This window comes from Aquiflexum sp., assembly GCF_041751335.1.
Lineage (GTDB): Bacteria > Bacteroidota > Bacteroidia > Cytophagales > Cyclobacteriaceae > Aquiflexum.
This window is the reverse complement of the sequence record NZ_JBGSXS010000167.1, coordinates 17,399-43,719: the sequence shown is the minus strand read 5'-3', so window position 1 is coordinate 43,719 and position 26,321 is coordinate 17,399. Positions and strand designations below refer to the sequence as shown.

Genomic DNA, 26,321 nt, shown 5'->3' with positions numbered 1-26,321 from the left:
ACCTCTACAACTCTCCCGTCTTCCAAATAGCACAAATAACCCTTTGTAGTCTTTTGACTTAGAGATGCCACCAAGTCCATATACTCTCTGACCTGTTTTTGATGTTTCTCAAATTCATAACCTGTCTTAAAATCCACAATAATTGCCTCTTTGTCTTTTAGAATAATCCTGTCAGGACGCTTTTGAGAACCATCGGGAAGTATAATACCCTGCTCAGCCATCAATTGTCCCTCTCCTTCAAACCAGGATGCAAAAACAGGATTGCTGAATAATTTGTCCAGTTGCTTACTCACCTCTTTCTTTTCTCCTTCATCCAATCTCCCTTCAAAGTAAAACGCCTCCAAATGCATGTTGATATCAGCATGGGTTCGGGACTTCTCCAGAAGCTCATGGACTAACAATCCAAAATCACGCTTCTGCCTTTGATCCAATCCTTCTTTGGAAAAATCAACAGCATATTGCTTGACCTCAAGCAATTGAGTCCAGTTTTGATAGGTCCAGCGAAGGTCAGGTGTTTTAAAATCCTCTTTTTCTTTTACTACTTTTTGGGGCCAATGCCCAAAGTCAAATGTCTTTAATTCAAGATCAAAATATTCTGAAAGAGAAAGTCCATCAGTTTCATCCAAGGAGTTGCTCAACAACATTTGCAGATGGATTTCCAAATAGTTCAAAGAGGTGTCTTTCTTTAATTCCTGCTTAAAGGGGGACAGGCCCCAAATCACCTCTTCTGCTCTTGTTAATGCCACATAGATCATATTCAAGCTATCCAAATAGGCCATGATGGCCTCTTCTGCATATATTTCCTTGAAATCCGACTTGGCCAATTTGGCGTTCAGGTTCATTGGAATAATGACATCCAATCCTTTGTCCTTATCTTCAAAAGGAGACCATATGACATTGCCTTTATTGGTATCAAAAATGGTCCATGTCAAAAATGGCATCAATACCACCTTAAACTGTAGCCCTTTGGACTTATGAATGGTGAGTATCCGCATGGCATCATGCCCTTCGGGAATTTTGACGGTCCTTTTGATTTGATTTTCCTCCCACCAAGCCAAGAAGCCCGGCAGGTCAGCCCTGTTGTTAGCCGTAAAGTCAAAAACAGCTTCCTTGAAACCGGACAAATAAGCCTTTTCCATACCCGTTTTCTGTAAGTCCAATTCTGCGATCAATTCCTCCAAGGCTTCCATTAAGGGCAATTGCAATAAGGCTTTTTCCTTTTCTTGAAAGGCTTTAATTTTTTCAATTAAATGAAGTGGCGTTTTGTCCAAAGCAAAAAGATCGTGATCAATTGGTTCATTCCGCAAGACAGATCTGTAATACCACATGGTCTTAAATTGAACCTTATCATCAGGATCATGCAGGTATTTCAACCCGGCAACCAATGCTTTGACCGAAGCGGATTTATGAAGGTACATAGATTCATCGGACAGCACATCAAATCGATATCCCAATTCAGAGTTTTCAGAAGCAAAAGCCATCAATGAATCCGCTATTGCTTCACCTTCTGATTTCCGCCTAACCAAAAAAGCGATGTCTTTCAGTCCATAACCTTTGTCCTGCAGTTCCATCACTATTTGCGGCAATCTCTTTAAAACCTGATCATCAAATTTCCCATCCTCTTCTTCACTCTCCTTGAAATCTATAAATTCAAATCTGACTTTACCTTTATAATCAGATTCTGCTTTTTTTGGAGATACATGTTGAAAAACATCCTGGTATGCCTTGGAAATGATACCGGCATCTTTAGCGTGATACGAATGGGTCACCACATTCTCAAATGATTGAGGTAACTTTTTGAAAAGTGCATTGTTGAACGCAATGATATTGGGCAAACTCCTGAAATTGGTATCCAAGTCTCTTTGGTCGATATTTTGGCTGCCTATTTCGCTTTCCACCTGTTCCAATAGCAATTTCATCTCCCCCCCTCTCCAACGATAGATGGATTGTTTGACATCACCAACAAGCAGGTTGGTATTTCCCTGAGAAAGAGAGTTTTCCAAAAGTGGTTTGAAACTTGCCCATTGAAAACCGGAGGTATCTTGAAATTCATCAATCAGGTAGTTTTTATATTGGTTTCCGACTTTTTCATAAATAAATGGCGCATCATTTTCTCGGGTGATCTCCTTGAGAAATTCGTTGGCATCTGATATGAGCAACATGTTTTCCTCATCTTTGACCTGCGTAAGTTCTTCCAATAAATTTCTGAATATCCCATAAACAAATAAGTTTTTGGAAATGGCTTCAAGGGTATTCCATTTGATGAACAGTGGTTCAAATTGGGCAAGAATATTACCTAAACCTTGGTGATAGGCAGTAACAATAGCATCAATTTGTTTGCTGCTTTTTGAAAACCAACCTTCTTCGGAATAGGACAAATTGACTTGTGTCGGACTTAATTCTAAAACCGGTTGGATTCTGTCTCCCAATTTATCGAATTTGAGTGCAAACGATCTAGAGCCTCCTGAGAAATCAGTCCACTGTAGCCCATTGGCTTCCCGTATGTAATTAGCTTCTTCCTTAAGTTGCAAGGTGATTTCGATAATCTCCGTTTTTCTATCTCTGAGATATTTTTGAAGGTAATTCACATTTTCATTTTCCTTTAAAAACTCCTTGATTTCTGTCCCATACTTTTTAAAATCTTCCTGAAAAATCTGACTTCCAAGAGATTTGATATTTTTTTTAATGTCCCATGATTTTCCGTTTTGAATTTGTTCGACGGCATAATCCACCAACCATTTATGCAAAAACTTATCCTCCATGACTTTGCCTATCACCCGATCCACCACCCTATCCAGAACATCATCCTGATCCATTTCCACCTCAAACTTGGCACTGAGATCCATTTCACGGGCAAAAGCCCTTACCACCTTCTGAAAAAAACTATCAATGGTACTGACTGAAAACCGACCATAATCATGAAGTATGGCAGTGAGTGATTGGGCAGCACGGACTTTCAGTTCATCCTCCCCCACCCCCAAGGCAAATAGGATTTCAATATCCATTTTCTCATCAGGTCTGACCTCAGTTTTCAAACGCTTCAATTCCTTCAGAATCCGCTCCTTCATCTCCTGAGTAGCTTTATTGGTAAAAGTCACTGCCAAAATAGACCTGAAACTTTCAGGAGAAATCAAGGCTAACTTGAGATACTCTGTGGTAAGTGTGTAAGTTTTACCCGATCCTGCCGAGGATTTATAGATGATAAAAGGTCTGCTTTTCATATTCAAAAATCAATTTAAACAAATCAAAGGGAAAATAGAGAGATAAAAAAACTACTGACATCAATTGTCAATTAAAAAAAGAAATAGTCCTTTCATCATTACATCATCCATTTAGGTTGCAGAAATGGGTTTTGTAAAAATATGATTATTCCACTCAAATAAAACCTCGGTAAATCATGTAAACTAGTAGGAAGAAATACTATTTTTGAAATCTTTTATTTTAATAATTCAATACCGATTATGACCATAAACCCAATTAACAATTATTATACAGCTGTTTTAAATAGAATTTCAACTTTTGTAGTATTTATTTTTTTCTTCTCTGCTTGTAGTTCACTCTCACCACTCCCAAAGCCAATAGAATATAGAGGGAAATCAATTTCCAAATCCGTGGATCTTACTGATGAGGAGAAGAAAAACTGGTTTCATCTTGATCTCCTAAAAGACACCATTCCCGGCTTGAGTCTGAACCGCGCCTACTTGGAAATCATCAAAAATAAAAAAGGTGCCCCTGTGACGGTAGCAGTTTTGGATTCGGGTATGGACTTGGAGCACGAAGATTTAATCGATGTACTTTGGTCAAATTTCAAGGAAATTCAAGGAAACGGTATAGATAATGACAACAACGGTTACGTGGATGATATCCATGGGTATAATTTCCTTGGAGAATCTTATCACGAACAGGAAGAATATTCAAGAATCCTAAGGTTAGGAATCGGAGATGAATTCTTTCAGCAAAAAGCCAAAGCTGCTCATGAGAAAGAATTAGAAGAGATCACTGAAGGCTCAATGCAAATGCAGGGGATGGTATTCTTCCTTGAGGAGGCTGACAAATTTATTGTCAGGGAATTGGGGAAATCTACTTATGAAGCTGCTGATTTGAATAAGATTGAGCCTGACAATGAGATGACAGAACAGATCCTATTTTTTTTAAAGGAAATGTTATCCTATGGTGATAATATTGAAGACTTGAAAGAAATGATAGCCGAAGGAATTACTCAAATGGATTCTCGTTTGAACTATCATTTGAAAATCGACTTTGACGGCCGGGAAAAAGTGGGAGATGATCCTTATGATATCACAGACTTGGGCTATGGTAACGGCAACCCAAAGAACCTTGTTAAGGATGAAAGCCATGCAACTCACGTAGCAGGGATTATAGCTGCCAAACGGGATAATTCCTTAGGCATAAAGGGGGTCGCAGAAAATGTTACCATCATGTCTATTCGTGCTGTCCCTGATGGTGATGAATACGACAAAGATATTGCTTTGGGAATACGATATGCGGTAGATAATGGCGCTAAAATCATCAATGCTAGTTTTGGCAAATCCTTTTCTCCAAATGCGGAATGGGTTTACGATGCATTAAAATATGCGGCATCTAAAGATGTTTTATTTGTATTGGCCGCAGGAAATGATGGGGATGACCTGGATGATCCCAACAACCCAAATTTCCCCAATGACCACCAATTTATTAAGGGACGGGAATTTGTGGACAATGTAATAACCGTTGGCGCATTGACTCCCTATTTTGGAGAAGATTTGGTAGCTGTTTTTTCAAATTATGGATCTATGAACGTAGATGTTTTTGCACCCGGTGATGATATTTATTCTACGATGCCGGAAAATGAATATGAATTTCAGGGAGGCACTTCCATGGCTGCACCTATGGTTTCAGGTTTGGCCGCTTTGATCCGTTCCCATTATCCCCAACTGAGTGCAGTACATGTAAAGAAAATCATCATGGAATCAGGGATTAAGCCAAAATTGAAAGTAATGGTGGCGGGAGATCCTGAGAATGTTTTGCCTTTCGAACAACTTTCGAAGTCAGGGAAAATGATCAATGCTTATAATGCTTTGATTATGGCGGAAAAGGTTTCGAGAGGAAAAGTAAAAATTTAATTGACCTTTGGGGTTTTCAAAACCCCGAAGGTCTTGAGGATTAGGGGAACGCTTCTTTGAGAACTTTTATGACATTTCTAGAATGAAAACCTTCGATTCCGCAAGTGCGGAATTAAAGGTTGATGGCCTCCCACAAAATCTCCACAGGATGTTTGGCTTTTTTGCCAGTGCCATCGGCTATTTGATGTCGGCATGAGGTGCCAGGGGCAGCGATCATTGTACTTTCATCTGAATTTCGAACGGCTGGAAACAAAATCATCTCCCCGATCTGCATGCTTAGATCATAATGCTCAGCTTCATAGCCAAAAGAACCTGCCATCCCGCAGCATCCAGAAGGAATTACCTCCACAGAATAGTTTTTGGGAAGACTCAGTAATTTTTGCGTCCAAGTCAAAGAAGATAGTGCTTTTTGGTGACAGTGTCCATGAAGCTTTATTTTTTGAACCTTCTCAGTGAATGAATCTGCTTTGATATTTCCTGATGCTATTTCTCTTCCCAAAAACTCATCAATAATTAAGGTGTGGAATTTTAGCTTTTTGGCACCTTCAACCAGATCCTTTCCTACCAATCGGGGATATTCATCTCTAAAACTTAAAATTGCAGAAGGTTCAATCCCGACCAAAGGCGTGTCTCCATCAATGAGGTCCTGAAAGATCTTGACATTGGCCTCAGCATGTTTCTTTGCTTTTTCAAGTAGGCCTTTGGAAAGGGCTGAACGTCCACTTTCTTGATGATCAACCATTTTCACCTCATATCCAAGCTTTTTAAGCAATTTGATAGCGGTAATTCCGATTTGAGTATCATTGTGGTTGGTGAACTCATCGACAAACATATAAAAGGATTTGATAGTAGGAGTTTTGCCAGGTAGCGATGAATAATGCTTTTTATACCACTTTCTCAAACTCACCTTGGAAATTTCCGGCAACTTTCTATTTGGTGCAACTCCTAACAAAGACTTCATCAAACCACCTGTCAGGCTATTTGATAAAGAAAAATTGGCCAAGCCCGGAAAAATCGAAGCAAGACCATTTAATTCATTGATGTGTGCAAATGCTTTAGAGCGTAGGGGCGTCCCATTTATTTTTTGATATTGGTAGAGAAACTCTGCTTTCATAGAAGCCATGTCCACATTGGAAGGGCATTCTGAGGTACAGCCTTTGCAGGAAAGGCATAAATCCAAGGCTTCCTTGATTTCGGGATGGTCAAAGGCATTTTCTTTTTTGTCCAAGGTCAAAAATTCCCGTAGCGTATTTGCTCTACCCCTTGTGGTATCCCGCTCATTTCTGGTAGCCTGAAAACTAGGGCACATGGTACCTCCTGATTCAGGCAGTTTTCGGCAATCTCCCGATCCGTTGCATTTTTCAGCCAATCGAAGAAATCCTCCTACATGACTAAAATCCATCAAAGTATCTTGCATCGGAGTCACCATATCAGGTTCATACCTTAGTGAGGTATTCATTGGAGCTGTATCCACGATTTTACCGGGATTGAAAATATTGTCGGGATCCCAATTGTATTTGATCCTTCTAAAAAGTTGATAATTATCTTCCCCCACCATCATAGGAATAAATGGAGCACGTACACGTCCATCCCCATGTTCACCACTTAGCGAACCTTTGTATTTTTTGACAAGTTTGGCAACATCTAAAGAAATATTGTAAAAATCCTCCTGATCTGATTTTTTCTTCAAATCAAGTATGGGTCGAAGATGGATTTCACCAGCCCCCGCATGGGCATAATGTACTGGTTTCTGTCCGTAGACTTCCATCATCTTATCAAACTCATCAATATAATCAGCAAGGTCATCGATATCTACCGCAGTATCTTCAATGCAGGCCACAGCTTTTGGATCCCCCGGAATATTTGCCAACAAGCCCAATCCTGCAGAACGTAATGCCCATGCTGATTTAGTCAAGTCCGGACCAATGACAGGATAAGCATAACCCAATCCAGCTGCTTTCAAGTCTGCAATCAATTTATCTCCTTTGGCCCTAGCTTCTGCTTCTGTTTTCCCGGTGAATTCCACCATCAACATGGCCATGGGGTCACCTTCTACGAAATACCTGTTTTTACTGTATTCAATACTCTCCTTGGTACAGTCTAGGATGATTTTATCCATCAGTTCCACAGCAGTAGCAGGATGTTTCATGGCGACCTGTGCCGCCCTCATACTTTGGTTGATGGTCTCAAAATGCGCTGCAACTACAATTTCAAGAGGGTCAGGTAAGGGGTCAAGAGAAATTTTGATTTCAGTGGTAAATGCCAATGTTCCTTCGGAACCACTTAGTAGTTTGCAAAAATTAAAAGCCTCTCCCTCCTTAGTAAATATTCCCGAATCCAATAAGGAATCCACAGCATAGCCTGTATTTCTTCTGTGAATGGATTTTTTTGGAAAATGGTCAATGATGTTTTTTTGATTTTCCAGATTGGTTAGCTCTTCATTTACTTGGCGGTATAGGTTTCCTTCCAAAGAATCCATTTCACCTTTCGCATGAAAATCTTCCTTGCTGATTTTACCAAATACCACTTGGGAACCATCACTTAAAAATGTTTTCAGTTCCAGCACTTTATCCCTTGTAGTTCCGTAGACGATGGATGTTGTTCCCGAGGAATTATTCCCTACCATCCCTCCTATCATTGCCCTGTTGGCAGTAGATGTGATCGGACTGAAAAATAGCCCATGTGGATTAAGATACCTATTTAACTCATCCCTCACCACTCCGGGCTGAACACGGACCCATCTTTCCTCTTTGTTGAATTCCAGTATTTTGGTAAAATGTTTGGCAACATCCACTACGATTCCGTTCCCTACACACTGACCTGCCAAGGATGTTCCCGCAGTCCGGGGAATCAATGAGGTTTTGTGTTCTTTGGCAAAAAGGATCAATTTATTGATATCCAATTCGGATTTTGGAAAAGCTACCGCCAATGGCATTTCCCGATACACAGAGGCATCGGTGGCATAAAGTGTTTTGGTAAGGGAATCATATTTCAGTTCACCTTCCAATTGGGTAGACAGATTCTGTAATAAAGGCAATAGGTTCGGTTTGGTCAATGTCATGTAGCAAAAATAAGAAATAGATGTAAGGTAAATACTGTCATTCGACTGAATTCTAAAACTGGGAATAAAGCCTTCCGGAATCCTAATTAAGGTGGATTTTTTGAATTTTGAAAAACACCCCCCGTATTTAAACTGAACAATTCAAATTGTACTATTTTCAGGTCCCTATCCAAACCTGATAATCTACCTGATCTGATAAGCTTTATCAGCGAAATGTTGGTATACATGTTTTTCGCTGCCATGTTTTCGATGATAACAAACTGCTCAGCTTCTTTGCATTGTCTATGAATTACCGAAAACAATAAATTGGCAATCAAAGCTACCCATACCTATGTCCTGATCCCCTCCAAGCTGTCCGAGTAAAAATACCCTTATTCTTATAAAAAACTATTGATTAACCATTGTTCCTTTTCTTGGGAGACAGATGAAACCTAATCAGTTTATTATATTGAATATCCTACAATTCAAAATTGAATTATTGCAGAAGGTTTGAATAATTCTGTCAATATAAAAGGACCACATGAAGGTTTAAAGTTTGTCAGGGAAACTTGATATTATTGGTAAACGCCTGATTGAGGGCTTAATAGAAAAAAATAAGATTATTAATAATATTTTAGCTAAACCATGTTGTTTTCGAAATTTCATACATACTTTAGTACAGTTTTTAATAATCATCCATCATATAATATAAAAACATATGAAAATCATCCTTGTCACAGGAGCTGCCGGACTTGTCGGTTCGGAAGCAGTGCGTTTTTTTTGTAATCTGGGATATACTGTTGCTGGCATAGACAATGATATGCGCCGCGTCTTTTTCGGCGATGATGCCTCTACCGACTGGAACCGACGTCAACTTACCGAACAGTTTGGAAGCAAATATATTCACCATAATCTTGATATCCGTGACCGGGAATCGGTTGACAACCTCTTTCGGGAATACCGGGAAGACATCGACCTCATCATCCACGCAGCAGCGCAGCCCTCACATGACTGGGCTGTTAAGGATCCCCATACCGATTTTTCGGTCAATGCTAATGGCACCTTGAACTTGTTGGAATGTACCCGTCAATTTGCTCCCAACACTACTTTCATTTTCTGTTCCACCAACAAAGTTTACGGCGACACCCCCAACCGCCTACCTTTGCTTGAACAGGATCAGCGCTGGGAAATCGACGGTTCGCACCACTATGCCCAAGGAATTGACGAAACAATGAGCATCGATCAGACTAAACATTCGCTTTTCGGCGCATCCAAGGTAGCCGCAGATATACTTGTGCAGGAATACGGCAGATATTTCTCCATGAAAACAGCCTGCTTCCGGGGTGGTTGCCTGACAGGTCCCAGCCATTCGGGAACACAGTTACATGGCTTCCTTTCATACCTAATGAAATGCGCGATGACCAAAAAACCTTATACCATTTTCGGGTATAAAGGCAAGCAGGTAAGGGATAATATTCATAGCTATGACCTGATCAATGCTTTTTATCATTTTTATCGGAATCCCAAGATTGCGGAAGTTTATAATATCGGAGGCGGCAGGTTCAGCAATTGCTCGATGATAGAAGCTATTCAAATCTGCGAATCTATCAGTGGAAACAAACTGGCTTACACCTACGAAGAAGACAATCGGATCGGTGACCACATCTGGTGGATCAGCCAAATCCGGAAGTTTGAAGAGCATTTTCCGGAATGGAAACTGACCTATGACGTACCCGGTATTTTGGAGGAAATCTTCCGGAATAATTCCTTTAGATGGGCATAATGAAGATTGACATCAAGACAAACTCACAAAAGTACCTGAAAGACGGACTTTTTCTTGGGGCAATATTAGTTTCCCTTATCAGTTCATGTATTATTATGTCTGGTAAAAAAATCTTTTGGAATGACGAGCTATATTCTTGGTTCCTGCTTTCAGATCCGTCCTTCCTTCACATGTGGGATGCATTTAGCGATCAGATCAACAATACCCCGCCCTTGTATTTCCTCATCGGTTGGCCTTGGACTCAGCTTTTCGGTGATTCGGCCTTATCCCTGCGTCTTTTTTCTGCTTTGGGAATCTGTGTGGCATTGGTATTGGCCTGGGTCATCCTGCGGCGCTTTTATTCATTTTGGCCAGTGGCCATAGGATTGGCATTGTTTTTTGGCACCTCTCAATTGATTTTGGAGCAAAATGCTGAAGCCAGAATGTACGGTCTTTATCTGGCAAATGCATCATTGGCCCTCTTTGTGTATGACCGCATTTGTAGGGCACGGGTACCGGGAAGAAAGCTGCTTCTTCTCAATTTTTTAGCTCATGCAGTTTTGATCAATACCCATTTACACGGGACTTTTTACAGCGGTGCACTATTGCTTTCATTGATCGCTTATGATTTCTTTCATTTGGGACTGCGTCTAAAAGTTTACCTCACAATTATAGGGAGTTGGCTCACCTTTCTGTTTTATTTACCTGCATTTTTTGTTCAGATCGGGGTAAGCAAACCTAGGGGGTGGATTCCTGAGCCGATACAGGTTGATCTGATGAATTTGTATTTCTACCGTGACAATTTCTTTAATCCCAGCACCTTAATTCTGATATTTTTAATTGTAGCCTTCGGGTACATTCTGATTCGAAGACCACAAAATGATATAATTCTTAGTAAGGAAAAACCTGCGGACCCAAAGCACCTTTTATTGGCAGCCTTCACATGGGTGACCGTACCTCTTGGAGTTTACTTGCTTTCGAAATTCATGCAGCCAATCTTCTGGAACAGGTACTTTTTGCCTACTGGTTTGGGAATAGTAATTATTCTGGTCCATAATTTCCAACCCATTATTAAGAATATGGGTTTTCAGCGAGAAGGTATCTCAAAAATCTTCTTTCCACGAAATTGGCCAACAGGATATTTGATTTCCCGTCTAATCCTTTTCCTATTTCTACTTGCGCTCATCTGTATTCCATTAATAAGAAGCATATCTTATAAGGAAAATCCAAGGCTCGCAGGAAGTTCCCAATTGCTAAAAACCCATCCTGATTTGCCGGTAGTCTGTCAATTTTCCCATTATTTCTGGGAAAATCTTTTCAATGATAATCAACCAGAAAAATATTATTTCATTCTCGATGAGGAGGGTGCCCTGTCAGGTAGAAGTGGAATGTTCGGTGCACAGGAATTTAAACATATGACAGCCATTCTCAGAAATTACCCGGAACATATCCAGGATCAGGTAGTAGAAAGCGGAACATTTTTAAGCCGATTCGATCGCTTCATAGTCATGGATTATTCGGTGTATGACAAAGCTTGTCCCAAAAAAGTTAAAGGTCTAGACCAAGCAAAACTTTGGGAGAACATACATTGCCCTCAATGGATGGAAAATGAGATTCTAAATAATCCAGAGTACCGGATAACGGAAATAGAGCCATACGAATTCATCACTTATTTATTGGTGGAGAAGTTACAAAGTGTAGTAAATTAATTTTATAGTATGGGTGGAATAAAATAACTTCATAATAAAATTCAAAGTTTTTACGTAGCAAAATGTATAATTTTAAAGAAACCAGAAAAAATAATGGAAGCTACAGCCCCTGTTAAAAAAGATATACTCTTTGATTTTCCGCAATATCCCATAGGGATCAGGGAGACTTACCGAGATGAATACTGGAAGAAAAAAGATCCTATCTGCCGAGACCGGCTCTGGTGGAGAGCACAAACCTTCCGGCATTTGGTCCATCTGCTACCACACCAAAACATCCTAGAATTGGGCTGTGGCGCCGGTCTATTCACCGAGCAGTTGATGAAGGTTTCCAGAGGGGAAAACCCCATTACCGCACTCACTTTTATAGAAGAAAACATCCGACCAACCCATTTTACTGATCAAGTTGAATTTATCAATGTATTCAAGCATACGGATGTACTAGCAGGCCGGCAATTCGATTTTATTGTAGCCATGGACCTTCTGGACTCCAAGAACTGTGCTTGGTTGTTACAGAAAATCCATGATCTGCTCAAGCCAGGAGGACAAGTGATTTTTTACGAAAGTAATCCCTGGAATGTGATGCTAAAAATTAGGAGGTTACTGGGCATCAGTGATCCGCGAAACCTATTGAGCCGGCGGAGACTTTACGAACTCATCTCTGAACTTGGTTTTATCCGAGTTTTTGCGGTTTACAATGATTTTGTATTTGCACCCCTGACGCCGCGCCTTATCTGGCTGATGCGCAACCTATCGATAATTCTGGAGAATACTGCCAGGATTCAGACGCTGGCCGGTTCTATTCTATTGCGGGTACAAAAACCGCCGCGGCAGGTGGAACATCCCCCCTCCTCTCTTGCGGACCATCCCCAATTGAAAGGCTTGGTTTCGGTGGTCATCCCCTGCCATAATGAGGAAATGAATATCCCCGTACTTATCTACCGATTGAAGGGTTTTTATGGCGAATACTTGCACGAAATTATTCCTGTGGATGATAACAGCACGGACAGCACCGGTGAAATCTTGCGGAAAATGGCAGCAGAAGATCCGCTTATCCGCCCTGTATTCCGCAAACCACCAAATGGAGTAGGACGGGCTATCAAGGATGGGATTGATGCTTCTAAGGGATCGTATGTATTGACCATGGATTGTGATTTTCAACATTTGTTACCCGAATTGCGCGACCTATTCGATGCCATTGCCGAAGGATATGATGTAGCGGTTGGCAGCCGATTTTCCAGGCACAGCGTATTGCTCAATTATCCAGTGCAGAAAATTATTGCAAACCGGGGATTCCATTCCATCGCCCAAATACTGCTGCGACGCAAATTCCGAGATCTCACCAACAATCTTAAACTGATGAGACGTGAGGTTGTCAATCGTTTGGAACTTACCCAGCCCGGTTTTTCGGTCAATGCCGAAACTGGTTTACAACCCTTGTTGATGGGTTTTAAACTCAAAGAGGTCCCCATCTCCTGGATCAACCGGACCCCGGATATGGGAGTATCATCTTTTCATTTGATGAAAGTGGGGGGGGGATATTGGGAAGTATTGAAACAGTTGTGGAGGAAAAAGCGGGCCGGGGGGTTTAAGGGCAAATAGGTTACCACTTAAAATTGATAGTTGCTGCTTCTTGTATATACGTTATAATGAACTTACTGTCGGGTTTCCGCTTTTGAGACATATATATTTCTGCAGTCAGAAACGTCACTCAGATAGTCCATAAATCCAATATCTTTGGGAATCCACATGTAATAAATTACTGTTTTTAAAAAATCTAAACTTGATGAGAAAAAGCATTTTCATTTCTTTGTTACTATTGGTGCTGGTCTTGGCTTTATCCCTATTTTTCTTTTCCAAAAGGGAATCCAAAAGTTTTACTTTTAAAGAATACGAGGATCCAACCATATTTAGTAAAAACCAAACCGAAAGTCACACTCCTATAATCCCTTACACTTCTCTGGCAGCGGCCTTAGCCGGTCAGCGTGAAAATTGCGTTTATTATCAATCCCTGAACGGGACCTGGAAATTTAAGTGGGTAGCAAAGCCTTCAGAAGCACCTGCTGATTTTTTTACAGAAGGATTCGAGGCTTCAAATTGGGACGATATTAAAGTACCCGCTCACTGGCAAATGGAAGGATTTGGGCATCCAAAATTCCGAAACATAGCACTGCCCATCCCTACCGATCCTCCAGGGGTTCCTGATGATTATAATCCGATAGGATCATACCTTCGTACTTTTCAGATTCCAGAAAACTGGGCGGAAAGGGAAGTCTTTCTCCGATTTGCAGGGGTTACCTCCGCTGCCTATATCTGGGTGAATGGCAAGGAGGTGGGTTATAGTCAGGGAGGGATCGCCCCTGTAGAATTTAATGTAACGCCTTATCTCCGTTCCGGGAACAATACTTTGGCCGTTCGAGTGTATCGCTATTCGGATGGGACTTACCTAGAAAATATGGATATGTGGCACCTTTCCGGCATCTTTCGGGAAGTCACTTTGTTTTCGGCACCCAAACTTCACATGCGGGATTACTACATCACCACCGATTTGGATGAAAACTATCAGCATGCAGATCTTAGAGTTTGGGTGGATTTGGCCAACTACGGTCTTAAGGAAAATTCGGGTTATCAAGTTCGCCTCAATCTATTGGATCAAGCCGGAAACCAGATCCTTGCCAAACCTTTGCTACAGGCAGTACCGGATATTGCTATGAGCACAACAGACAGCCTTGTTTTCACGGCACGTGTGGAAAATCCTCTCAAATGGTCTTCAGAGGCTCCTAATCTATATAGATTGAGTCTGGAATTACTGGATTCCTATGGAGAGACAATTGAGGCATATTCGCCTCATGTAGGATTCAAAAAAGTTGAAATAATAGGCAATGCGATTTTTATAAATGGCGCAGCAGTGAAATTCAACGGCGTTAATAGCGTTATGCACCACCCCCTTCACGGAAAAGCTGTTCCTACTGAGACGATCATCAAGGATTTTACCCTGATGAAGCAATTCAACATCAACCTTGTACGAACCTCCCATTACCCACCTTCACATGAATACCTCGACCTCGCCGATCAATTCGGTATCTACATCGTGAATGAAGCCGAACTGGAATGCCATAGTTTTCTCCGTTTATCTTATGATCCCAAATGGACACAGGCCTTCCTTGACCGGGGCCGTAGAATGGTTTTGCACGATCGCAATCATCCTTCCATTGTATTCTGGAGTGCCGGTAATGAATCCGGTACAGGCAATAATTTCAAATATGTGATCGAACAGGGAAAAAAGCTCGATCCTGCACGGCCATTCTGGATGTACGGAGCCAATGTTTTTTTAATTCCTTACGAAGACATTGTAGGGCCTCGTTACTGGAAGCCATTTCAACTGAAGGAACTGGCTGAACAGGATCCTGGCGAGGACAGTCGCCCTTCCTTTATGGATGAGTATTTGTGTGCTTCTGGAAACAGCCTAGGTGGGCTGGATGAATACTGGGATCTGATCTATCGGTATCCAAGATTGAGCGGTGGTGCTATCTGGGATTGGGTAGGTCCAGGACTAGAGGTTCCAGTCCGCTTGCTTTCAAATGATGCTCCAGGCGCCGTCCAAACCGTTATTCTGGGAAGAGCAAAATTGACAGAAGGAAAAGTAGGAAAAGGAATCTACCTTTCGGGACATGATGAGTGGATCCAAGTTTACCGGGATGAAGTTTTTGACACGATCAAACAATTGACTTTGGAATGTTGGGTTAAACCGGGGGATTTTTTTCAAACCAATCCTTTTATTACCAAAGGAGATCAACAATTCGGGCTGGTTCAAATGGAAAAAGGGCGTCTGGAATTGTATATCACAACGGAAAAAACAGAACGGCGCTTACCGAACGAAGAGTATAAGCCAATCGTACGACCTCTTCAACGGAAAGCTGCTAAAACTGTGGTGAAAGCCAGTGTTCCCGGGAATTGGTCAAACACTTGGCATCATCTGGTAGGCACTTACGATGGAAAATCCCTAACATTGTACATTGATGGGAAAAAAGTTGGATCGGAAAAATGCGAAGGGTCGATCGTGCCCAACAACTTCCCTGTCAACCTGGGGCGCAACGCCGCATTTCACGATTCACATTACAATGGCATGCTCGCTCATAGCTATTTGGACGACGTTCGAATCTATCGGCGGTCTTTTACTCCAGAGGACTTGGAAAAGTTGGGGCAGGAGACCCTAAAGCAGGAAAGTCTTTTATGGTTGGATTTTGAAGAAGAAGAACAAGCCGGGAAATTCTTCTGGACAGGTCTATTAGGTGACACTTACGGGATGATTTGGCCCGACCGGGAGATTCAACCTGAGCTTTGGCAGGTCAAAAAATCTGCACAGCCCGTGAAAGTAGAAGCATTGGATATCGAAAACGGTACGATTAAAATTACCAATCGCTTTCACTTTACGAATTTGAGTGAACTGGAATGCCGCTGGCAATTGCAGGGAGAGCAAAAAGTGTTGCAAAACGGAACGCTTTCATTAGATCTTGCTCCCGGCGGTCAGCATGTGGTACAAATCCCCTTTCAAACACCCTCTCCAACAGAGAAAGATAGCTATCAACTGCTGGTTTCTTTCCATTTAAAGGAAGACGGATTATGGGCGGAGAAGGGGCACGAAGTAGCCTGGGAACAATTTGCCTTGCCAGTGATAAAAAACTTTAAGGGTATTGAAGGCAACAGCTACCAAAAAGTAGAAATCGAGGAATCGTCAACAGCCTTGTTAATCAAGGGGTCTAATTTTCAGTACAATTTCGATATAACCTCTGGTAAACTCCAATCCATGTCAGCTGGTGGGAGCGAATTGGTAAAGCAGGGTCCACAGATTAATTTTTGGCGTGCGCCTATTACCAATGATATCAACGGCTGGGCTCCCTGGATGCATTCCCAAGCATATGACACGAAGGTCTCTGATTACAGTAATGAAGTTTATTGGCGAAGATTTGGTTTAAACAAGCTGCATCATCAATTGGATGACTTTGAGGTCCTCAGGATCAATGAATCCACTGTTGCTGTAAACATCCGTGCTAACGCTAAAACCCCCGACCGACTTTGCGTCTTCGATATTCAATATAAATACCTGATAACTGGTGATGGGAAGGTACGCTTGGAAACGATTGTTGTACCCGAGGGATTACCTCCAACATGGTTGCCAAAAGTGGGCCTAAAGTGGGAACTACCTGAAAGTATCAATAGCCTGGAATGGTACGGACGCGGCCCATTTGAAACCTATCCCGACAGGAAAACAGGAGCTAAAATCGGCACTTATTCAGGAAAAGTGGCTGGGGAATACGTTCCTTATCTTGTTCCACAGGATTATGGTAACAAGACAGATGTCCAATCTCTTTCTCTTAGAGACCACAATGGAAATGGATTGGCTTTTACCTTTCCGGAACCTATGAATTTCAGTGTACACGAATACAACCTGGACCACTTGGATAGGGCCCTTTATCCCTTCCAGTTAAAAAAGTCTGGGTTTATTACGCTAAATACAGATTATCGTGTTTCTGGGGTAGGAGATACCGCCTGGTCTACCCTGGAAAAGTACCGGGTAACGGCGATAACTTATCGTTTTGTAATTGAATTTTCACCTTTGCATTGAGTAAAAATCAAAAATTGGGTAAACCACACAGCAAATCATCAAAACTTTGCAAAACAACGTAATGCGATGGAACTAAAAAAATCCAATCCATGGCAGTCGGTTATTGTATGGGGCCTCCTGGGGGCTATGCTCATTAGTATGATGGGTTTCATATGGTCGTTCGGGAGCAACGTCCCTTCTTGGGATGGCTGGGACATGGTGCCTCCGCTCACCGGCTATCAGCCGGTTACCTTGGAATGGCTATGGTCACTGCACAATGAGCACCGGGTTCCATTGCCCAGGCTCACCGCTTTGCTGCTATATTCCATTACTGGTATTAATTTCAAAATAGGGATGGTGTTCGGGGTTCTGTTGATTACAGTGATGACTTATGCCCTGATTCGTGCTGCAAGCCGAATTCGCGGTTACACGAGCTGGACTGATGCCTTTTTTCCACTCTTACTATTGAATATCGGCCATGCCACCAATTATTTATGGGCCTGGCAGATCCAGTATTTTCTGTCAGTGCTTTTTGCCGGGATTCTGTTGGCAGTGCTAGCGCAAGCTCCCAGGCATATATCGGAAAAAAACACCATCACTTGGATGGGGATTGGCGCTGTGGCACTGATTCTGTGCGGAGGAAATGGCTTGTTGATCGTTCCACCTTTGTTGACCTGGATGGTCTTTGTATTATTCATGCCTGGCGTTGCGCCCACGCTTCATAGAGGACAACGCATTTGGTTGGCTGGGCTGGTTTTGGTGGCCGCCTCTTTGACCGCTGCCTATTTCATAGGTTATGAAGGAGTGCCTTACCATCCGGTTGGTAATCGAAACTGGGCAATGATACATACCATTACCCAGTTATTTACAATCGGTCTGGGACCAGGGCTTTATCTGGCATGGCCATTATCCGGGGTGGCTGCGCTGTTGGGGCTGTTGCTTGGATTTGGGCTGATGGCGAAAAATATCCCTGATCCCAACGAGCGTTTCCGGGCTACCGGTCTGATGGCTTTGCTGGCCGGACTGTCGCTCCTGTGTGTCGCTATTGGCCATGGCCGAGATAGCATGAGCTTTACCTCGGGTCAGTTTGGCACAGGCTTCATGTTCGAAATCCGTTATTATCTGCTAATTGTCCCTGTTTGGTGCACCCTGTACCTGATATTCAGCATCTACAGCCCGCATCGGTTCAATATTTATGGGCGTGGCGCCTTGTGCATCACCGCATTGCTTCTCATTTGGCCGAACACTCAGATAGGCTTTGGCTACGGAAAATTTTTGAGGGATAATTTAGGCGCATTTGAAAAGGATATGCTTGCTGGCCTACCTACCCATGAGCTTATTGTACGCTACGGAGATGTCCTGCATGTAAACCAGGATATATTGACAGACTATTTGCCGATGCTAAGAGAGTCGCGGGTCGGCAACTTTGTTGCCTTAAAGCAGGACCCGATATTCGAGGAAATACAGTTACCCTACAACTATCTGACCTTCGAACGGGCTGTTTTTCAAGGGGATACTGTTTTCACAGAGGACTACCTTGGGTATATCGGTTTTGTGCTGCCCGAACCCCTTCACGTCAATGGAGTAATGCTTAAATTTACTAACTCAGGCCTAAAAAAAGCGGCCCCTTTCCGAACCTACTTTTGGAGCAGCAGAAAAATGGAACAAAATATCGGTTACCATGAAACCAAAGAGGGGTATAATTGGATAAACTATCAGCCGACTGGCGATCGCATGAACTGGGCAAAGGCCACTTGGCTGAAACAAGATGAAAGAGTGCCCTCTACTACAGTTTGGATGAATGATATGCTACAAGAATTCAGGATTTACCCAGACATAGAACCTTGTGCTTTTCAATTGATTGAAGTCAAGCTGCTCGTGGCTCCAAAGGAAGATTGATTTTACAGGGATATAGAAAGTAAATAATAAATTACTGTCATCCTAGTGTTCTGACACCCAGGAGTCAACAATTTGACAGGGAAAAAAAGAAAATAGCTGACAAATTACCGGTTGACCCTCAAGATTCGTGTTTTTGGACATGATGTTTTTTAGTGTGGTAACTTCAAACATCATATTTAACCAGTTGTAAAAACCTCGCTATTGTATTTTTTCAAGAATCGAAAAAACATGCAGTGTTTTTGTCGGATACCAATAGTAGTTAAAAATAGAGTTTTGCAAATAAATACAGAGAAGGAAATTTAAATCTGTTTATTATCAGTATTCTCGAGATATAAAGTTGAAATAGGCTTCCCAATGTTGAATAGAAATATGCTTATCTATTTAAAGTGTACACTTAGAGCGCTTTTAGGCGCAGAAATAAGTTTAACCAATCCCAAAATTTATTTCTTTTATCCTCAAAAACAATGCAGGTAATTGTTTAGATTTATTTTTTACAAAATATTAAAATGGGTAAGGTAATAATTTAGGTGGAGCTATTTTCTTTGTGCTGGATATGGGAAAAGCTTTGGTGATTGCTTACTGGGGTTGCCTTGATCGTATTAATATTATGCATTTTCTATGTGTTGGGCTTTTATTTGTTGATTATTAATGGACATGAATTTCCCAAAAATTACAGCGATTCATTCCATCTAATATTTTTGACCCTTGCGATGGTAGGTTTAATTGAGATATTCTACCTGATTACCAACAGTTTTGAACATTTAAAGCATCAGGCTTTAAATAGCCTATTGATGAAACAAAAAGAACTGGAATAAGAACAAAAAAGGTCTGAAGACCTCTTGTTAAATATTTTCCCAAAAGAAATTGCAGAAGAACTCAAAGATCACTTCATTTGCGAACCTCGTGGTTATGTACCTGCCAAAAATAAAGGAGAAATCAAAATGTACTGGGTACATGATGTTAGAATCAAGGATACATCAAAATAGCAATTGAATACTATCTTTGAAAAACCTTTCCCCCCATGTTCTTCTATCTTTCCCAATTTCTGAGTTTTTTAGCCATGCCCTTGACCATCATCATCATCCTGATATTGGTAGGCGTTATTTTGAAAAGGAAGAAAATCCTTTGGACAGGAATCGTTTTATTATTCTTTTTCTCCAATCAGTTTATCGCCAATCTGGCTATGAATACTTGGGAACAGGAATATAAGTCTTTTGATAGTCTTGAAAACTACGATTTAGGAATAGTATTGACAGGTGTGACAAACCTTAATAAAACAACATACGACAGGACTTTCTTTAACAAAGGTGCGGATCGTGCTACGCACACTGTACAGCTTTATAAATTGGGCAAAATAAACAGAATCCTAATCACCGGAGGACAAGGTTTGAACCCCTCCAATACCAATTCCGAAGCAGAATTGCTTCGGGACTTTATGGTCATGGCAGGTGTTGCTGAAAATGATATTTTAGTCGAAAATCAAGCTTTGAATACTTACCAAAATGCAATTCTAACAAAGGACACTTTGATAAAAAACGGAATACCCTTAAATCAAACCCAGCTTTTAATCACTTCAGCTTTTCATATGAAAAGGGCCAAAGGCTGTTTTGACAAGGCAGGAATTGTGACCGAAACCTTTCCTGTTGATTATTATGCAGAAGACATCACCTTTAGCATCCCAAAACTTATCGCACCTGAACCCTATTCTATTTTTCTCTGGCAAAAACTTTTCAAAGAATGGATTGGGATTGTGGTGTATAAGGTGGTGGGGTATATGTGAGACAAACCTTACAACTCCTGAGTCAATATCGCCAAAGCCGTCTTGATCCCTTCTTTATAATTCCCCAATCTGATGTTTTCGTTGGGACCATGTTGGTTGTTGTCAGAATTGACGGTTACCACGGTGACAGCAGGTACATTCAAGGCATCTACAAAAGGTGCAATTGGCAAAGATCCCCCGCTGATTCTTTTCATGATCGGATCTTTGCCGAATGCCCTTACCATGGATTTTTTTAACCATACTCCCGGTTCTGAATCAAAAGGGGTTCTAAAAGCCTGATAGGAAATACTACCTTCCCATTTTACCAATTTAGGATACTTGGTTCTTTCTTCATCAGTTGGATCATTTTCCAGAATATGATAACCTTGATTTTGAATATGCTGCCTAACAAGAGAAAAAAGCCTTTCAGGATCACTTTCAGGAACCAAGCGGACATCTATCTCAGCAGTTGCATCTGCCGGAACGATGGTCCTGACCTCATCACCGACCCATCCTGATGACAAGCCTCTGATATTCAGTGATGGAAATTGCAATGATTCCTGATAGGTATTCCCCACTTTATCGGTGCTGCCAATACCTAATTTTCTTTTGATCTCATTTTCATCATCTGGAACCTGATCTAAAATATTTTTTTCTTCAGCTGTAAGATTGATCCCATCATAAAAACCTGGGATGGTCACTCTTCCATCATCATCTTTCATGGATGCCAACAATTGGGACAACCTGAAAGCTGGATTTGGCGCATAGTTACCATAATGCCCTGAATGCTGTGCAGCCCTTGGACCGTAAACTGTCAGTGTAAATTGGGAAATACCTCTAGCTCCGAAACTCAAAGTAGGTTCATTACTCAAATGCCTTGGTCCATCCATGATCAACATCATATCAGCAGCAAGTTTTTCTCTATGCTTCAAAACGGCATTTGGAAGATTCGGAGAACCTATTTCTTCCTCAAAATCCAGGATCACTTTAATATTGTAATTGGGTGATTTGCCATTTTCAATCATCGCATCCCAAGCGGTTAGAAACATGGCCAAAGGTCCCTTATCATCCGAAGAGGAGCGGGCAAAAACACGCCATTCAGGGTCATAGGAATTTTGAAGTGTTTCCATGGGAATAATTTCCCAATTACCTGATGCATTTTGTTTTTTCAGAACAGGCTTGTATGGGTCTTCTTGTTCCCAACGCTTTCTGTCCACAGGCTGCCCATCAATATGAAAATACAACAACACTGTTTTTTTTGACTTAGGCACAGTCCTTTCTGCCAAAAGCATAGGAAAGCCCTCGGTTTCCAATCTTTCTGTTTTCCATTGCCTTTTGGTGAAATTATCCTCACACCATTCAATATTGGCTACCAACTGTGCCGGGTCATTGGAATCATTGGGCATGGATAAGATACTGTTGAGAATTTCAATTCCATTTAGAAAGTGTTTATCTGTCACCTCATCAAGATTGATAGCTTTTTTACTTTGGGCAAAAAGAAATATTGGTGAGAACAAAAGCAATCCGAATAGGTATATAGTTTTTTTCATAAGCTGAATTATAAGAAATAGATAATGTCGAAAAGATAAGTCAAAGTGGTAATTAAAAAAAACGGATTTATTTGAAGTAGATGAAATTGAATTTCATCATGATTTAGTATTCAAGAATTATCCCTACCATACCAATGACATAATTCGGAGTCGCCGTCATGCTGATCCCCCCGATAGCTCGGGAGAAGAGTCTCTCGAGGATCAGGAAATGTATTATAAACATAAATAGGACCTCTGGAGATTCTTCGTACCTCAGAATGACGGCTGCCTAGCTGTTAACCTGATGTCATCACCTTTTCTAAACATCTTAAAAATGTTGTAAACTCGAAATGAATGGTGAATGCCTTTTACACAAATAAACCAAGAAGCAAATCACACCGAAATAGACCCTTTTCTAAAGTCTGTCTTGCCAATCACAGCATTGATCAAAAAGGGCTTTCCTTGACCATTACAATACTTAGCCTTTTGGACTGATTTTACAAAGGCATCCATTGTTTCTACTTTCTCCCCTTCCACCCCAAAAGCAGACGGAATTTTATCATAATCAGAGGGTTTCAACATTACAGCACAATCCGAACCCAAAAATTCCACCTGATCCCTTGCGATTTGAGTCCAGCAAGCGTCATTTCCAATCAGAGCAGTTATGGCCAATCCATGTCTCTGAAAAGTATCAAATTCCATTAAAGAATAACCTGAACTTCCATCCCCATATAGAATCCAAACTGGCCTGTCCGGATAAACCAAAGCTGCTGAGATGGCAAATCCCGCACCCACTCCCAAAGTACCATATGCGCCGGGATCTAACCAAGATAAAGGTTGTCTAGCCCTCAGCACATATGAGGCGGTTGCCACAAAATCACCCCCATCAGCTACCAACACACATCTATCATCTAAAAGCAATTCAAGTTCAGACAATAACTGAACTGGATTCAAACCCTCGATATTTTCTTTGGATTGATTCTTGATTTCTAAGTCCCGAATTTCATCCCTTTCCTTTAGCTTTTCCAACCATTCTTTGGGATTGAACTGAATTTTGAAGCCCAGTTCAATCAAAAAATCACATGGATCAGCCTGAATAGGAAGATTCGGCTTTTTATTAAGATTAAGGTCAATTTTGCATCTGTTAATTGAAATAAATTTTCTGCTACCGATATGGTTTCCATAATCCAACCTGAAATCATTTGGTACCCCCGCAAGAATAATAAGGTCAGCTTCTTTGATGGCTTCTTTTCGTTTGTGGCGAATGTGTAACCTGCCGGTTCTTCCTAATAGCCCCCTAGCAGTCCCACTTAGATACACAGGAATCCCCAATTTATTCAATGAAGCTGCCAAGCTTCCTGATTTAACTGGCTGAAGCATACCACCACTTCCCAAAATCATAAGAGGTCTTTTGGACTTACTAATAAAGTTTATTGCAATGGTCAAATCCGAATCAGTATGTTTTGGAAATACTGGTAATATCGGCTTGGTATTAAAAACTGTCTTATCCGAACCTTCAAATAACTTCCTGGCATGTCTTTGAATATACCATTGAAGGGCTTTATCTTTTATGGATTTGGAGCTTTTATTGCTCTTAGCACTATACCAATCCTTCACCATTTCTTCTGGATAAAGTATATCAATGGGACATTCAATAAAAACCGGGCCAGGCACTCCTTCCTGTGCTACCTGAAAAGCCTTTTCCAGAGAGGGACCAATATCTTTAACTTTTTTAATTGATACTGCCCACTTGACAATAGGCTTCATAATGCTCAGTTGATCAATATCCTGTAAAGCACCCCTCCCCTTCAACATAGTAGCAGCAGCACCCCCCAACAAAATTAAAGGAGATTGTGCCATTTGGGCATTTTTGATGGCCGTCACTGTATTGGTCAATCCAGGACCTGCGGTCACTGCTACCACTCCGGGTTTCCCTGTAAGTCTTCCAATTCCATCAGCGGCAAATACAGCCGTAGCTTCATTTCGGGTGTCGATGACATTAATTCCAAGCTTTTCAGCTCCAACAAAAATCGGTGAGATATGGCCACCACAAAGGGTAAACAGGAATTTTACACCCTGATTTTTGAGTACTTGGGCTATGATTTCTCCTCCGTTCATAAATAAAATTAATAATGGTCGATTTAAAGTCAATTACAATAAATTGAAGATTGTTAAGTTAAAAAATTTAAGTTGTTGATCCCAAGATGATTAATTGGAAAAAAGGAATAAATTTATAAACCACTGACACAATCACCCATGGCAATACATAAAAAAATTCCTAAGAAGTTTGTTTTCAAAAGTTTTCAGGCCTTTTCAATACTGGTTTTTTTGTTGCTTTTTTCGAGCTGTGATTCCAAAAAAACAAATCATTCCTATTCACAATTCATCGAACCAGATATCCCTGTTTATGGCCCATATACGGCCATAAAGCTGCCCATCAAAAATGGAGTTGAAATTTCAAATCCCCTCCAGATTTCTCTTGGTCCCGGCGGATTGATCTTTGCGTCAAACCAAACAGGAGAAATCTACACCCTGAGGGATACTGATGAAGATGGGGTCGAGGACATTGCCCTCCTTTATTGCAATGTCAGTGATTTTGGATTAAGATCTCCTGCAGGCTTTGCTAGTCGGGGCGACACTGTATATATAGGAACCGCCCAACAGGTCAGGGCCTTTATTGATCTGGACAGAGATGGAAAAGCTGATTCCAGTTGGGTGTTTTTTGACGATATCCCTGAAAGTGGTCATCCTTATGAGTGGTCTACCGGTTTGGAATTCGCGCCGGATGGAAGTCTATATTTGGCTTTGGCGACTGATTCCTGGAATGCTGCCCCTTCACCTGACCCGAATGGATACCGCGGGTCTATTTTGAAAATTTCTCCCGACGGAAAAGAAGCAATGGCTGTCGCTACAGGTATCCGTTCCGTTTATGGAATGAAATTCAATGCCCATGGAGACCTGTTTTTTACGGACAATGAGGGCGGTGGCAATCCCACCGAAGAATTGAATATTTTGATCAGTGATAGTTATTATGGACACAATCCCAGAAAGTATAAATTTGACAAGGCAATTGATCCGATATTTTCTTTGCAAACTGAGATAGCACCTTCTGGAATGGTATTCAATCCAATTGATAATGATTTCGGAGGTTCAGCCGGAAATCTATTCATAGCCTATTATGGCCCGGGTGAAAGATGGACTCGAGGTGCCATAGGGCGTCTGGAAATTGAGCAATCTGGCAATGGGGAATATATTTTTCGGGAATACCCCATAGCAGAAATACCTAAGCTCTCAGGATTGGCTTTTGGTAAGGACGGAAGCTTGTATATAGCTCAACATGGAAAAGCGGATTATTGGTACAATACGATTTACGAAAACGAGGGTGCCTTTTATAAACTTATTTATGATCCTTCTCGGGTATATTTACCTCTGGAATCTAGAGTAAAAAAATCCAAGGACTATTCTGAAAGCTCTGTTGAAATGGGAAAACAACTTTATGCTGAATATGCCTGTCTTGCCTGTCATTCTGTGGATGGGAACACCGAACTATTGGGACCCAATCTCAAGGATGTTGGAAAAAGATTTTCAAGAGAAGAAATTCTGTATGAAATCGAAAACCCCTCCCAAATCATCAAACCCAGTATGAAGGGAGTAAAAGTTACAAAAAATAATGGGCAGGTAATGATCGGCAGAATAGTCAATTCAAATGAAAGTGATATTTCAATGATGTTGGTAGGAAACAATGTAGTCAAAATAGTCCGTAATGAAATAATGATAATACAAGATGAGGAAAAATCACTGATGTATGAAGGCCTGACCAGAAGCCTTTCTGAAACACAGTTAAATGCTTTATTGGATTACTTGATGAGTTTGAATAATTAAATTAACCAGCAACTTT

At 41.2% G+C, this 26,321-nt stretch carries 12 protein-coding genes; 8 read left to right on the top strand and 4 right to left on the bottom strand.

Annotated elements, in window-relative coordinates:
- The coding region (locus ACEW8U_RS09530) for a UvrD-helicase domain-containing protein (protein WP_373521809.1) at positions 1-3,221 on the bottom strand (3,221 nt) is incomplete at its 3' end.
- Between the two features lie 390 nt (positions 3,222-3,611).
- Here ACEW8U_RS09530 and ACEW8U_RS09525 point away from each other — a divergent pair.
- Positions 3,612-5,123, top strand: a complete 1,512-nt coding sequence (locus ACEW8U_RS09525) for a S8 family peptidase (protein ID WP_373521808.1) — start codon at positions 3,612-3,614, stop codon at positions 5,121-5,123.
- A 112-nt stretch (positions 5,124-5,235) separates the two neighbouring features.
- Here ACEW8U_RS09525 and ACEW8U_RS09520 read toward each other — a convergent pair whose 3' ends face one another.
- On the bottom strand, positions 5,236-8,184 hold the full coding sequence (locus ACEW8U_RS09520) for an FAD-binding and (Fe-S)-binding domain-containing protein (protein ID WP_373521807.1): 2,949 nt from the start codon (positions 8,182-8,184) through the stop codon (positions 5,236-5,238).
- A 697-nt stretch (positions 8,185-8,881) separates the two neighbouring features.
- On the opposite strand from ACEW8U_RS09520, the gene ACEW8U_RS09515 reads away from it, so the two are divergent.
- The 6 genes from ACEW8U_RS09515 to ACEW8U_RS09490 all read left to right on the top strand — a co-directional run bounded on the left by ACEW8U_RS09515 (position 8,882) and on the right by ACEW8U_RS09490 (position 20,915).
- On the top strand, positions 8,882-9,946 hold the full coding sequence (locus tag ACEW8U_RS09515; RefSeq protein WP_373521806.1) for an NAD-dependent epimerase/dehydratase family protein: 1,065 nt from the start codon (positions 8,882-8,884) through the stop codon (positions 9,944-9,946).
- Positions 9,946-11,634, top strand: a complete 1,689-nt coding sequence (locus ACEW8U_RS09510) for a hypothetical protein (protein ID WP_373521805.1) — start codon at positions 9,946-9,948, stop codon at positions 11,632-11,634. The genes ACEW8U_RS09515 and ACEW8U_RS09510 overlap by 1 nt, the downstream gene beginning before the upstream one ends.
- 93 nt (positions 11,635-11,727) lie before the next feature.
- Entirely contained in the window at positions 11,728-13,233 is a 1,506-nt protein-coding gene (locus tag ACEW8U_RS09505; RefSeq protein ID WP_373521804.1) for a glycosyltransferase, read from the top strand.
- Between the two features lie 184 nt (positions 13,234-13,417).
- The gene (locus tag ACEW8U_RS09500; protein WP_373521803.1) at positions 13,418-17,257 is read left to right on the top strand and encodes a glycoside hydrolase family 2 TIM barrel-domain containing protein; all 3,840 of its coding nucleotides are present in this window, start codon (positions 13,418-13,420) and stop codon (positions 17,255-17,257) included.
- A 66-nt stretch (positions 17,258-17,323) separates the two neighbouring features.
- Complete coding sequence (locus tag ACEW8U_RS09495; RefSeq protein WP_373521802.1) at positions 17,324-19,135, top strand: hypothetical protein; 1,812 nt, start codon at positions 17,324-17,326, stop codon at positions 19,133-19,135.
- 1,021 nt (positions 19,136-20,156) lie between these two features.
- On the top strand, positions 20,157-20,915 hold the full coding sequence (locus tag ACEW8U_RS09490; RefSeq protein ID WP_373521801.1) for a YdcF family protein: 759 nt from the start codon (positions 20,157-20,159) through the stop codon (positions 20,913-20,915).
- An 8-nt stretch (positions 20,916-20,923) separates the two neighbouring features.
- Here the strand turns inward: ACEW8U_RS09490 and ACEW8U_RS09485 are convergent, their stop codons facing one another.
- Positions 20,924-22,444 carry a M20/M25/M40 family metallo-hydrolase gene (locus ACEW8U_RS09485; RefSeq protein WP_373521800.1) on the bottom strand — a complete coding sequence of 507 codons (1,521 nt, stop codon included), beginning with the start codon at positions 22,442-22,444 and terminating at the stop codon, positions 20,924-20,926.
- Positions 22,445-22,816: 372 nt separating this feature from the next.
- On the bottom strand, positions 22,817-24,541 hold the full coding sequence (locus ACEW8U_RS09480) for a thiamine pyrophosphate-binding protein (RefSeq protein WP_373521799.1): 1,725 nt from the start codon (positions 24,539-24,541) through the stop codon (positions 22,817-22,819).
- 138 nt (positions 24,542-24,679) lie between these two features.
- On the opposite strand from ACEW8U_RS09480, the gene ACEW8U_RS09475 reads away from it, so the two are divergent.
- The gene (locus ACEW8U_RS09475) at positions 24,680-26,305 is read left to right on the top strand and encodes a PQQ-dependent sugar dehydrogenase (protein WP_373521798.1); all 1,626 of its coding nucleotides are present in this window, start codon (positions 24,680-24,682) and stop codon (positions 26,303-26,305) included.
- Positions 26,306-26,321: the final 16 nt, after the last annotated feature.